Raw genomic sequence first — 12,462 nt, 5'->3', positions numbered from 1 at the left:
TCCCTCTCAGCCCAGCAGGACGTCGTCGTCGCCGAGCCGCTTCAGCTCGCGGTAGAGGATGGCGAGGTTGGTGACGACCGCGGCGCCCGTGACGACGGCGTCGAGCAGCCGCAGCGTGTCGTTGTCACCACGGGCCTTCTTGATCTGCTTGTAGACCCCGACGGCGCCGAACGCCGACGTGGCCATCGAGACGTACAGGCCGGACCGGGACTTCTTGAAGCCCTTTGCCTTGGTCAGTGCGCTCACAGCGACGGTGCCTCCTCGATCAGCGGGTGGCCCCACTGTTCCACGAAGGCGGCCTCTACGGCGGCGCCGACCTTGTACAGCCGGTCGTCCTTCATGGCGGGGGCGATGATCTGCAGACCCACCGGCAGGTTGTCCTCGGGGGCGAGGCCGCAGGGCAGCGACATGGCCGCGTTGCCCGCCAGGTTGGTGGGGATGGTGCACAGGTCGGCCAGGTACATCGCCATCGGGTCGTCGGCGCGCTCGCCGATCGGGAAGGCGGTGGTCGGGGTCGTCGGGGAGACGATCACGTCGACCTGCTCGAAGGCCCGCTCGAACTCCTGCTTGATGAGGGTGCGGACCTTCTGCGCGCTGCCGTAGTAGGCGTCGTAGTACCCGCTCGACAGGGCGTACGTGCCGAGCATGATGCGGCGCTTGACCTCGGGGCCGAAGCCGGCCTCGCGGGTCAGGGAGGTGACCTCCTCGGCGGAGTGCGTGCCGTCGTCGCCGGTCCGCAGGCCGTAGCGCAGGCCGTCGAAGCGGGCGAGGTTGGACGAGCACTCGGACGGCGCGATCAGGTAGTACGCCGACAGCGCCAGGTCGAAGGACGGGCAGTCCAGCTCGACGATCTCGGCGCCCAGCGACTTCAGCAGCTCGACGGACTCGTCGAAGCGCTGGATGACGCCGGCCTGGTAGCCCTCGCCGCGGAACTGCTTGACGACGCCGACGCGCATGCCCTCGACGCTGCCGTTGCGGGCGGCCTCGACGACCGCGGGGACCGGGGCGTCGACGGAGGTGGAGTCCATCGGGTCGTGCCCGGCGATCACCTCGTGCAGCAGGGCCGCGTCCAGGACCGTGCGGGCGCAGGGGCCGCCCTGGTCGAGGGAGGAGGAGAAGGCCACCATGCCGTAGCGGGAGACGCCGCCGTAGGTCGGCTTGACGCCGACCGTGCCGGTGACGGCCGCGGGCTGGCGGATGGAACCGCCGGTGTCGGTGCCGATGGCGAGCGGGGCCTGGAAGGCGGCGAGGGCGGCGGAGGAGCCGCCTCCGGAACCGCCGGGGATCTTGGTGAGGTCCCAGGGGTTGCCGGTGGGGCCGTAGGCGCTGTTCTCGGTGGAGGACCCCATGGCGAACTCGTCCATGTTGGTCTTGCCGAGGATGACGACGTCGGCGTCCTTGAGGCGCTTGGTGACGGTCGCGTCGTACGGCGGGATCCAGCCTTCGAGGATCTTCGAGCCGACGGTGGTCGGGATGCCCTCGGTGGTGAAGATGTCCTTCAGCGCGAGGGGGACGCCGGCCAGCGGGCCGAGCTTCTCGCCGCGCTCGCGCTTGGCGTCGACCTCGCGGGCCTGGGCCAGCGCGCCCTCGCGGTCCACGTGCAGGAAGGCGTGCACCTTCTCGTCGACGGCCTCGATGCGGGCCAGGTGGGCCTCGGTGACCTGGACGGCGGTCAGCTCGCCGGCGGCGATCCTCGCGGCGATCTCGGCCGCGGTGAGCCTGATGATGTCGCTCATGGCGGTTACTCCTCCCCCAGGATCTGCGGCACCTTGAAACGCTGCTGCTCCTGGGCCGGGGCGCCGGAGAGCGCCTGCTCGGGCGTGAGCGACGGACGGACCTCGTCCGGCCGCATGACGTTCGTCAGCGGGAGCGGGTGCGAGGTCGGCGGTACGTCTTGGTCGGCGACCTCGCTGACGCGGGCGACCGCGCCGATGATGTCGTCGAGCTGTCCCGCGAAGTGCTCTAGCTCTTCGGGCTTCAGCTCCAGACGCGCCAGCCGGGCGAGGTGGGCGACCTCCTCGCGCGTGATGCCAGGCATGCAGCGTTCCTCTGGGGTGAGTGTGTTTCTTCGGGCAAGTCGGTTTGGCCCAATCCTATGGGGAGCGGGCGGGTGGTCGTTAAACGGTTTCCGTCAGCGCCCCGAAGGGGCGCGGGGAACCGCGCGACCAGCCACGACGGGGCCGCGGACGGTCGGCGGCCGTACGTGACACCTACCCGACCCGCCCCTGGTCCTCCCCGGCGGCAGCCGGCAGCGCCGGCGCGGGCCGCTGCCACCCCCGCGAGCCCCGCGCCCGCAGCCACGCCGTCGTCTCCTCCGGCGGCATCGCCGCCGCGACCAGCCACCCCTGTACGGCGTCGCAGCCCAGGTCGCGCAGGCCCTCCCAGGTCTCGTCGTCCTCGACGCCCTCGGCGACGACGAGCAGGCCGAGCGAGTGGGCGAGGTCGACGGTGCAGCGCACGATGGCCGCGTCCTCGGCGTCGACGGCCAGCCGGGCCACGAACGAGCGGTCGATCTTCAGCTCGCTGACCGGGAGCCTGCGCAGGTGGACCAGGGAGGAGTAGCCGGTGCCGAAGTCGTCCAGGGACATCTTCACGCCGTGTCCGGTCAGCGCGTTGAGGGTGTCGGCGGCGCGCTGCGGGTCCTCGAGGAGGACGTGCTCGGTGATCTCCAGTTGGAGCGCTCCCGCGGGGACTCCGTGCCGGGCCAGCCGGGCGGCCACCGAGCCCGCGAAGCCGGGGGTGTGCACGTCGCGCGGGGAGACGTTGACCGCGACCGGCACGAAGAGTCCCTGCGAGCGCCACTGGGCGACCTGTTCGAGCGCCGTCTCCAGCACGTACTCGGTGAGGTGGGGCATCAGCCCGGAGGACTCGGCGATCGCTATGAACTCGTCCGGCGGGACCTTGCCGCGCTCGGGGTGCACCCACCGGACCAGGGCCTCCAGGCCGGCGACCTGTCCGTCGAACCGCACCTTGGGCTGGTAGTGGAGCTGGACCTCGTGGGCGTCCAGGGCCCGGCGCAGGTCGCCCAGCAGGCCGAGGCGGTCCGGGGTGTTGGAGTCCCGCTTGGACTCGTAGACCTCCACACCCGTACGGTCCCGCTTGGCCTGGTACATCGCCACGTCGGCGCGGCGCAGCAGTCCTTCGGCGTCCAGCGCGTGGTCGGGGAAGACGGCGACTCCGGCGCTGGCCTCCAGGACGAGGGTGAGTCCGTCCAGGTCCATCGGGGAGCTGAGCGCGGCCACGAGTCCCCGCGCGATCCGGGTCGCCGACGTGGTGGAGTCGGCGACGGGCAGTAAGACGGCGAACTCGTCGCCGCCGAGCCGCGCGGCCTCCGCCCCGCGCGGCAGGGCCTGCCGCAGCCGGTCGGCGGTCTGGAGCAGCAGCCGGTCGCCGGCGAGGTGGCCCAGGGTGTCGTTGACCGAACGGAAGCGGTCGAGGTCGATCAGCATCAGGGCGGAGCGGGCGCCGATGCGCTCGGCGTCGTCCAGCGCGGTCCAGGTCCGCTCCAGGAGCCACTGCCGGTTGGGCAGTCCGGTGAGGGGGTCGCGGAGCTGTTCCTCGGCGCGGGCGCGGGCGATCCACAGGGTGGAGTCGAGGGCGATCAGCGGGATGGCGAACAGCGGCAGCAGCAGCGGCTTGGCGACGGCGACGACGCAGACCAGCGGGGCTATCCCGAGCAGGGCGACGGCGACCAGGCCGTGTCTGACCAGGGCGGAGCGGGCGACGGTGGTCAGACCGGGGCGGGGCGTCTGGAGGTACCACAACAGGCCGCGGGTGACGGCGAGATAGGCGGCGGCGACGAGCACCACCTTGGGCGCCGCGTACACGCCCCAGGTGTCGGGGTCCCAGGGCTCCTCCACCGACGGTACGGAGCCGCAGACGCCCAGCAGCAGGGCGCCCGCGGCGACGCCGAGCAGGTCCACCGCGCCGTGCAGGACGCCCTGCCGCCAGCGGCCCCGGCGGGCTATGCCGACCAGGACGACGACGGTGAGGCTGACCATGCCGGCCGGAACCCAGCCGTACAGCAGCAGGACGGCGAGGGTGAGGGCGGCGCCGGAGCCGGTGCCGCCCCACCAGCGGGAGCGGCCGAGCATGACGAGGTGGCCGACGACGACGCCGGCCAGGACGGCGAGGGACCAGCCGGCGGTGCCGGCCGGGAAGAGGGCGTGGCCGCCGGTGAACGCCCGGTAGAACCCGGCGCCCAGCACGAAGGCGGCGGTCGCGACGACGGCCACGGGCAACGCGGGCCAGGACGGGTGCCGTTCGCTGTCGGGGTCGGACAGGTCGGGGGCGCGCCCCGGGGCCGACGGCACCGACCCGCGGGCGCTCGCCGCGACATGAGGGGCACCACCCGCGCGTAGCCCCGCCCACCGGCCCGCTTGCCACGCGTCCGTCATGCGACGCAGGCGCAGCCGTGAGCCCGCGGCGGCGCTCTCGGTCGGTTCCATTCCCGTCCCTCTCACAGCCTGCGGTGCCCACGCGACGCGGTCCGACGCCCGACAACCATCAACGGCTCCGCGTTGGAAGACCTGCCCCTGTCCCTCGCGGCAGGGGGATGCCCCGACCGCGGCTGGGCACGGCAGGTGCACACCTCAACAGTAGGCCGCGGAAGGCTTCCAGGGGCACCGGTCGTCGACGGTTGCCCGAATGCGACCCGGCCACCCTTATGCATCTGATATGCGCCGATCGGATGGCCTTCAACCGCTATTCCTCAGCCGAAAGTGCGACGTCGGCCGCCGCTTCGGCTCCTTGTTCGAGCAGGACGGTGAAACCGGCCTCGTTCAGAACCGGCACCTTCAGCTGCATCGCCTTGTCGTACTTCGACCCGGGGTTGTCACCGACCACGACGAACGACGTCTTCTTGGACACCGATCCCGTCACCTTGGCGCCCCTGCTCTGAAGGGCCTCCTTGGCGCCGTCGCGGGTGAAGTTCTCCAGGGTGCCGGTGACGACGACGGTGAGCCCTTCGAGAGGGCGCGGGCCCTCGTCCTCGCCGCTCGACCGGTCCTCCAGGGGAACTCCGGCCGCCTTCCACTTGCGCACGATCTCGCGGTGCCACTCCTCGGCGAACCACTCCTTGAGGGCGGTGGCGATGATCGGGCCGACGCCGTCGGTGTTCGCCAGCTCGGCCTCGGTGGCCTGCTCGATGCGGTCGAGCGAGCGGAACTCGCGGGCCAGGGCCTGCGCGGCGACGGGCCCGACGTGGCGGATGGAGAGCCCGTTGAGGAAGCGGGCGAGGGGGCGGGTGGTCTTGGCCTCCTCGATGCGCTGGAGCAACGCGAGGGTGTTCTTCTTCGGCTCGCCCTGCTTGTTGGCGAAGACCGTGACGATCTTCTCCTCGCCGGTCTTCGGGTCGCGCTTGGGCAGTCCGCTGTCCTGGTCGAGGACGTACGCCTTGATGGGCAGCAGTTGCTCGAGGGTGAGGTCGAAGAGGTCACCCTCGTCCACCAGCGGCGGTTCCGCGGGCTCCAGCGGCCCCGTCAGCGCGGCGGCCACGACGCCGCCGAAGTGGTCGATGTCCAGGCACTCCCGGCCCGCGAGGTAGGCGACCCGCTCACGCAACTGGGCCGGGCACGCGCGGGCGTTGGGGCACCGCAGGTCGATGTCGCCCTCCTTCATCGCCTTCAGCGGCGTCCCGCACTCGGGGCACTCCGCCGGCATCACGAACTCCCGCTCGCTGCCGTCCCTGAGGTCGGCGACCGGCCCGAGGATCTCCGGGATGACGTCGCCGGCCTTGCGGAGCACCACGGTGTCGCCGATGAGCACGCCCTTGGCCTTCACGACCTCCTGGTTGTGCAGCGTGGCGAACTCGACCTCGCTGCCGGCCACGGTGACCGGCTCGACCTGCGCGTAGGGCGTGACCCGGCCGGTGCGGCCGACGCCGACCTTGATGTCGACGAGCTTGGTGTTGACCTCCTCCGGCGCGTACTTGTAGGCGATGGCCCAGCGGGGGGCGCGGGCGGTGGAGCCGAGCCGGCCCTGGAGGCGGATCTCGTCGAGCTTGACGACGACCCCGTCGATCTCGTGCGCCACGGAATGGCGGTTCTCGCCGTAGTACGCGATGAAGTCGCGGACGCCTTCCAGGCCGTCGACCACCCTGTTGTGCGGGGAGGTGGGCAGGCCCCAGGTCTTCAGCAGGTCGTACGCCTGGGAGAGGCGGGTCATGCCCGAGTAGCCCTCCAGGATGCCGATGCCGTGGACCACCATGTGCAGCGGGCGGCTGGCGGTGACGCGCGGGTCCTTCTGGCGCAGCGAACCGGCGGCCGCGTTGCGGGGGTTGGCGAAGGGTTTGTCCCCCGCCTCGTTCAACCGTGTGTTGAGTTCCTGGAACTTCTCCATCGGGAAGTAGACCTCGCCGCGGATCTCCACGCGGTCGGGGACCTTGTCGCCCTTGAGGCGCTCGGGGATCTCGGCGATGGTGCGGACGTTGGGCGTGATGTCCTCGCCGGTGCGGCCGTCGCCGCGGGTGGCCGCGCGGACCAGGCGGCCCCGCTCGTAGGTGAGGTTGACGGCGAGTCCGTCGACCTTCAGCTCGCACAGGAAGTGGTACTCCTGCTCGCCCAGCTCCCTGGCGATGCGCTCGGTCCAGGCGGCCAGCTCCTCGTCGTTGAAGGTGTTGTCGAGGGAGAGCATGCGCGTGGGGTGCGCGACGGCCGTGAACTCGGTCTCGTAGGAGCCGGCGACCTTCTGGGTCGGGGACTCGGGGGTGCGCAGCTCGGGGTGGCGCTCCTCCAGCTCCTCCAGGGTGCGCAGCAGCCGGTCGAAGTCCGCGTCGCTGACGACGGGGGCGTCCTTCACGTAGTACCGGAAGCGGTGCTCCTCGATCTGCTCAGCGAGTTGCGCGTGCTTCTCGCGCGCCTCGGCGGGCACGCTTGTCGTCTCCGCTTGCTTGTCGCCGGCCACCGGCATGTCCTCCCGTTACTCTGGGTTGTCCGCGAGGGATCTCGCCGCCCGGACGCACTGGGCGAGGGCCCGGCGGGCGTACGCGGGGGAAGCGCCCGCGAGTCCGCACGACGGGGTGACGGTGACCGCCTCCGCGAGCAGCTCCGGCCGCAGCCCCAGCCTGCGCCACAGCGTCCTGACACCCATGACGCTACCGGCAGGGTCTGACAACGGGCCGTCGGTGCCGGGCACGACACCGGCGAAGAGCCGGGTGCCCGACTCGACCGCCTCGCCGAGCGCCTCGTCGTCACGCTCGGTGAGGAGCGAGAAGTCGAAGGAGACGCCCGCGACGCCCGCCCGGCGCAGCAGCGCGAAGGGGACGTCCGGTGCGCAGGAGTGGACCACGACGGGGTCGCCGCCGTGCGCCCCGGCGACGTCGCGCAGGGTGGCCTCGACGACCTGGCGGTCCACGGCACGGTGGGTGCGGTAGCCGCTGGCGGTGCGCACCTGACCGCGCAGGACGGCGGTGAGCGAGGGTTCGTCGAGCTGGAGCACGACACGGGCGCCGGGCACGCGGCGCCGTACCTCCGCCAGGTGCAGGCGCAGGCCCTCGGCGAGCGAGGCGGCGAGGTCGCGGCAGGCGCCGGCGTCGGACAGGACCGCCTCGCCGCCCCGGAGTTCGAGGGCCGCGGCGAGCGTCCACGGGCCGACGGCCTGGACCTTCAGCGGCCCCTGGTAGCCCTGCGTGAACTCCTCCAGGGCGTCGAGGTCCTCCCCGAGCCAGGCGCGGGCCCGTTTGGTGTCCCGTCCGGGCCGGTCGCCCAGCCGCCAGCCGCTGGGCTCCACGCGCGCGTACAACTCGACGAGCATCCCGGCGGTGCGGCCGATCATGTCGGCGCCGGGGCCGCGGGCGGGCAGTTCGGGGAGGAAGGGGAAGTCCTCGAAGCTGCCGGTGGCGGTCTTGACGGCCTCGCGGGCGTCGCCCCCCGGGAGGGAGCCGACGCCCGTGGCGGGACCGAACCTGGACTGGCTGTTTTCACTCACCGCAGCAGCCTACGGAACACCCCGCCGGCGTCACCTTCCCGGGCGGACCGTGAGGTCGTTGATCTCGGCGTCCCTCGGGAGGTCGAGGGCCGTCAGGACGGCCGTGGCGACCGACTCGGGGTCGATCCACTTCGACGGGTCGTACTCCTTGCCCTCCTGCTGGTGGACCTTGGCCTGCATGGGGCTGGCGGTGCGGCCCGGGTAGACGGAGGTGACGCGGACGCCGTTCGCGTGCTCCTCCTGGCGCAGGGCGTCGGCGAGCGCCTTGAGGCCGTGCTTGGAGGCGCCGTACGCCGACCAGCCGGCGTGGGCGTTGAGGCCGGAACCGGAGTTGACGAACAGCACCTGGCCCTGGGCGACGCGGAGCTGGGGCAGGAAGAGGCGGGTCAGCTCGGCCGGGGCGATCAGGTTGACGGCCAGCTGGTGGCGCCAGGTCTTCGGGGTGAGGTCGCCGACCGGTCCGAGGTCGACGACGCCGGCGATGTGCAGCAGCGAGTCCACGCGGCCCGGCAGCGTCTGGTGCGAGAAGGCCCAGGAGAGCTTCTCCGGGTCGGCCAGGTCGCCGACCAGCGTCTTCGCACCGGGGTAGGCGGCCGCCAGTTCCTTGGCGCGGCCGGCGTCGCGCGCGTGCAGGACGACTTCGTCGCCGCGCTCGTGCAGGCGGCGGGTGACGGCCGCGCCGATGCCGGAGCCCGCTCCGGTGATCACATGTGTAGCCATGCCCGCCATGCTCGCACCACCGGCGGCTACTCGATGCCCTGGCTCTCCTCCAGGTAGGCCAGCGCGCCGACCGGCTCCTCGGCGAAGAAGACCAGCTCGGCCAGGGGGCGGGGCAGGAAGCCCTCGTCCTCCATGCGGCGGAACTGCTCCTTGAGGCCGTCGTAGAAGCCGGCCGTGTTGAGCAGGACGACCGGCTTGTCGGTGTGCCCGTGCTTCTTCAGCTCCAGGATCTCCGTCGCCTCGTCGAGGGTCCCGGTGCCGCCGACCATGATCACCACGGCGTCGGCCTTCTCCAGCAGCAGCCGCTTGCGCTCGGCGAGGTCCCCCGCGATCACCATCTCGTCGGCGCCCTCGCGCGCCTTGGCGGCCAGGAAGTCCACCGAGACCCCCAGCAGCCGGCCCCCGGACTCCTGCACGCCGTCGGCGACCACCTTCATCAGACCGGTGTCGGAGCCGCCCCAGACGAGGGTGTGGCCGCCCTTGCCGAGCAGTCCGCCGAACTCCTTCGCGGGGCCGGTGTAGCGCGCGTCGAGGTCGGCGGCGGAGAGGAAGACGCAGATGTTCATGGGGCAACGGTACGTTCGGCGCCCGGCGGGGAAGAACCCGGCTTCCGGACGCGCTGAAGTGACCGAACCCACTGTCCGAGGAGGACGATCGTGAGCAAGGGACACATCATCACCGTGGAGCCGAGCGACCGGCACGTGCGCGCGGTGCACGGCGGCCGGGTCCTGGCGGAGAGCGACAAGGCGCTGGTCCTGCACGAGACGGGCTGTCCGGACCGCTTCTACATCCCGGCCGAGGACGTACGGCTCGACCTGCTGACGCCCTCCGCCACGCGGACGCACTGTCCCTTCAAGGGCGACGCGTCCTACTGGTCGCTGCCCGAGGCGGCCGACCTGGTCTGGGCGTACCCGGACCCGAAGACGGAGGTGGCTCAGATCAAGGACCACCTCTGCTTCTACGACGTCGAGGTCTCCTGAGCCGTCCGTGTCCTGAGCGATTAATCGCGTGCTTTGGGGCACTCTGCTCAGACATGGAGAAGAACACCCTTTCGCGCGACGGCACGCGCATCGCGTACGAACGCACCGGGCGGGGACCCGCGGTGGTCCTCGTCAGCGGCGCGATGTCGACGGGCGCCACGACCGCGCCCCTGGCGGCGGAGCTGTCGGACCGCTTCGACGTCACCGTGTACGACCGCCGGGGGCGCGGCGGGAGCGGCGACACGGCGCCCTACGCGGTGGAGCGCGAGATCGAGGACCTGGCCGCCCTGATCGAGGCGGTGGGCGGCGAGGCGAGTCTCTACGGCATGTCGTCGGGCGGCGCGCTGGCGCTGCGCGCGGCGGCGAGCGGACTGCCGGTGCCCCGGGTCGCCGTGTACGAGGTGCCGTACGCGATGGACGACGCCGCGGCGCGGTCCGCCGCGGAGTACACCGAGGGGCTCGCCGAGGCGCTCGGCAAGGACCGGCGCGGGGACGCGGTGGAGCTGTTCCTGCGCCGGACCGGCCTGGGCGAGGACATGATCCAAGGCGCCCGGCAGTCGCCGATGTGGGCGGGCATGGAGTCGGTCGCGCCGAGTCTGGCGTACGACGACGCGGTGATGGGCGACAGCCGGGTCCCGGAGACCGGGATCGCCTCGATCACCGCTCCCCTGCTGGCCCTCGCGGGCGGCGCGAGCGACGCCTGGTGGCACGAGGCGGCCCGGGCGATCGCCGACGCGGCACCGCACGGCACCTACGGCACCGTGGCGGGACAGGCCCACATGGTGGAGCCGGGGGTGCTGGCGCCGGTGCTGACGGAGTTCCTGGGTCGGTGACCCCGGGCGGGCCACAGGGGCCGACGTCCGGTTGTCCCCGTGGCTTCGGCCCGGACGACGGGCTCCGTGTTCAGGCCGCGCCGGCGGTCGCGCGCGTGGTGGTCGCGATCGTCGCCGACCCCACCACGCGTGTGCCGTCGTACAGCACGATCGCCTGGCCGGGGGCGACGCCGCGCACCGGCTCCGCGAAGGAGACCTCCAGCGCGTCGTCGACCAGCTCGGCCCGCACCTCGGTCTCGCCGCCGTGGGCCCGCAGCTGGGCCGTGTAGGTGCCGGGGCCGACGGGGGCGGCGCCGCACCAGCGGGGCTTGATCGCGCGGAGGGCGTCGACGTCCAGCGCCGCGGCCGGGCCGACCGTGACGGTGTTGTCCACCGGCGAGATGTCCAGGACGTAGCGCGGCTTGCCGTCGGGGGCCGGGGTGCCGATCCGGAGCCCCTTGCGCTGGCCGATGGTGTAGCCGTAGGCGCCCTCGTGGGTGCCGATCCGGTTGCCCGCCTCGTCGACGATGTCGCCCTCCGCCTTGCCGAGCCGGTCGGCGAGGAAGCCCTGGGTGTCGCCGTCGGCGATGAAGCAGATGTCGTGCGAGTCGGGCTTCTTGGCCACCGCGAGGCCCCTGCGCTCGGCCTCCGCGCGGATCTCGTCCTTGGTGGTGAGCGTGTCGCCGAGGGGGAACATCGCGTGGGTGAGCTGCCGGTCGTCCAGCACGCCGAGGACGTAGCTCTGGTCCTTGGCCATGTCGGAGGCACGGTGCAGTTCGCGGACGCCGTCCTCGCGCAGGATCACCTTGGCGTAGTGGCCGGTGCAGACGGCGTCGAAGCCGAGGGCCAGCGCCTTGTCGAGGAGCGCGGCGAACTTGATCTTCTCGTTGCAGCGCAGGCACGGGTTCGGGGTGCGGCCGGCCTCGTACTCGGCGACGAAGTCCTCGACCACGTCCTCGCGGAAGCGGTCGGCGAGGTCCCACACGTAGAACGGGATGCCGATGACGTCCGCGGCGCGGCGGGCGTCGCGCGAGTCCTCGATGGTGCAACAGCCCCGGGCGCCGGTGCGGAAGGACTGCGGGTTGGCGGAGAGCGCGAGGTGGACGCCGGTCACGTCGTGCCCCGCCTCGGCCGCGCGGGCGGCGGCGACGGCGGAGTCGACCCCGCCCGACATGGCGGCGAGGACGCGGAGGGGACGGGTGCGCTGCGGGGTCTCAGTCATAACCCTTCCAGGGTAAGGGGAGGACGGGAACCGGAGCGCGCGAGTATGCGTTGAAGATCGCATGGGGGCGAAGCACGAATCCACGAGTGAGTCCGCGGACGGGTCCGCGGGCGGATCCGGCGACGCGGACCGGCGGATCGGCCGGCGCGCGCTGATCGTCGGCGGTGCCGCGGCGGCCGTGGGCACGGCCGTGCTGGCCCGCGACGAGCTTGCCCGGCTGTGGTGGCGGGTGCCGGGCGTCGAGCGGCCCCGCGAGGAGGGCGCGGTCGACTACTCCGGCGCGCGCTGGGTGGCGGCGGCGGACGCGAACTGGCGGCGGGCCGACCGGCCGGACGACTTCGGCGTCGACATGGTGATCGTGCATGTGACGCAGGGCAGTTTCGACAGCGCGGTGAAGGCGTTCCAGGACCCGGGGCACCAGGCGGCCACGCACTACATCGTGGGCCAGGACGGGGGCGTCACGCAGATGATCCGCGAGCTGGACGTGGCCTACCACGCGGGCAACCGCGACTACAACGAACGCAGTGTCGGCATCGAGCACGAGGGCTTCGTGGACCGCCCGCAGGACTTCACGGACGCGATGTACGCGGCCTCGGCGCGGCTGACGGCGGGCATCTGCGCGCGGTACGACATACCCCTGGACCGCGAGCACATCATCGGCCACGTGGAGGTGCCGGGCACCGATCACACCGACCCGGGTCCGCACTGGGACTGGGAGCGGTACATGAAGCTGGTGCGCCGGGCGGCGACGAGCACCCCGTCACCGAATCCGTCCCCGTCCGGGGCGTAGGACGCCCCGCTC

At 72.4% G+C, this 12,462-nt stretch carries 12 protein-coding genes; 3 read left to right on the top strand and 9 right to left on the bottom strand.

Annotated features, from left to right (window positions below; genetic code table 11):
- Positions 1-6 precede the first annotated feature (6 nt).
- From ACGF3J_RS08335 to ACGF3J_RS08300, 8 genes are all read right to left on the bottom strand, one after another.
- Positions 7-246 (bottom strand): hypothetical protein, encoded by a 240-nt coding sequence (locus ACGF3J_RS08335; RefSeq protein WP_055421828.1) that lies wholly within the window; start codon positions 244-246, stop codon positions 7-9.
- On the bottom strand, positions 243-1,736 hold the full coding sequence (gene gatA, locus ACGF3J_RS08330) for an Asp-tRNA(Asn)/Glu-tRNA(Gln) amidotransferase subunit GatA (protein ID WP_393853667.1): 1,494 nt from the start codon (positions 1,734-1,736) through the stop codon (positions 243-245). Before gatA ends, ACGF3J_RS08335 begins: the two co-directional genes overlap by 4 nt.
- Before the next feature lie 5 nt (positions 1,737-1,741).
- A complete protein-coding gene (gene gatC, locus ACGF3J_RS08325) occupies positions 1,742-2,038 on the bottom strand; it encodes an Asp-tRNA(Asn)/Glu-tRNA(Gln) amidotransferase subunit GatC (protein ID WP_003973500.1) in 297 nt (98 codons plus the stop codon).
- 172 nt (positions 2,039-2,210) lie between these two features.
- Entirely contained in the window at positions 2,211-4,448 is a 2,238-nt protein-coding gene (locus tag ACGF3J_RS08320; RefSeq protein ID WP_393853666.1) for a putative bifunctional diguanylate cyclase/phosphodiesterase, read from the bottom strand.
- 256 nt (positions 4,449-4,704) lie between these two features.
- A complete protein-coding gene (ligA, locus tag ACGF3J_RS08315) occupies positions 4,705-6,909 on the bottom strand; it encodes an NAD-dependent DNA ligase LigA (RefSeq protein ID WP_393853665.1) in 2,205 nt (734 codons plus the stop codon).
- A gap of 9 nt (positions 6,910-6,918) precedes the next feature.
- Positions 6,919-7,926 carry a methionine synthase gene (locus ACGF3J_RS08310; protein ID WP_386932042.1) on the bottom strand — a complete coding sequence of 336 codons (1,008 nt, stop codon included), beginning with the start codon at positions 7,924-7,926 and terminating at the stop codon, positions 6,919-6,921.
- 30 nt (positions 7,927-7,956) lie between these two features.
- Positions 7,957-8,655, bottom strand: coding sequence for an SDR family oxidoreductase (locus ACGF3J_RS08305; RefSeq protein WP_393853664.1), 699 nt, complete (start codon positions 8,653-8,655; stop codon positions 7,957-7,959).
- 17 nt (positions 8,656-8,672) lie between these two features.
- Entirely contained in the window at positions 8,673-9,212 is a 540-nt protein-coding gene (locus ACGF3J_RS08300; protein ID WP_161327158.1) for a TIGR00730 family Rossman fold protein, read from the bottom strand.
- A gap of 90 nt (positions 9,213-9,302) precedes the next feature.
- On the opposite strand from ACGF3J_RS08300, the gene ACGF3J_RS08295 reads away from it, so the two are divergent.
- Both ACGF3J_RS08295 and ACGF3J_RS08290 read left to right on the top strand, forming a co-directional pair.
- A complete protein-coding gene (locus ACGF3J_RS08295; RefSeq protein WP_161327157.1) occupies positions 9,303-9,626 on the top strand; it encodes a DUF427 domain-containing protein in 324 nt (107 codons plus the stop codon).
- Positions 9,627-9,679: 53 nt separating this feature from the next.
- Positions 9,680-10,459: an alpha/beta fold hydrolase gene (locus tag ACGF3J_RS08290; protein WP_393853663.1), complete on the top strand. Its 780-nt coding sequence runs from the start codon at positions 9,680-9,682 to the stop codon at positions 10,457-10,459.
- 70 nt (positions 10,460-10,529) lie between these two features.
- Here ACGF3J_RS08290 and mnmA read toward each other — a convergent pair whose 3' ends face one another.
- Positions 10,530-11,660, bottom strand: coding sequence for a tRNA 2-thiouridine(34) synthase MnmA (mnmA, locus tag ACGF3J_RS08285; RefSeq protein WP_161327155.1), 1,131 nt, complete (start codon positions 11,658-11,660; stop codon positions 10,530-10,532).
- 61 nt (positions 11,661-11,721) lie between these two features.
- Between mnmA and ACGF3J_RS08280 the strand changes: the two genes are divergently transcribed.
- Complete coding sequence (locus ACGF3J_RS08280; RefSeq protein WP_393853662.1) at positions 11,722-12,450, top strand: N-acetylmuramoyl-L-alanine amidase; 729 nt, start codon at positions 11,722-11,724, stop codon at positions 12,448-12,450.
- Positions 12,451-12,462: the final 12 nt, after the last annotated feature.

The organism is Streptomyces sp. NPDC048171 (assembly GCF_043202655.1).
Taxonomy (GTDB): domain Bacteria; phylum Actinomycetota; class Actinomycetes; order Streptomycetales; family Streptomycetaceae; genus Streptomyces.
This window is presented reverse-complemented; position numbering and strand designations above follow the sequence as displayed.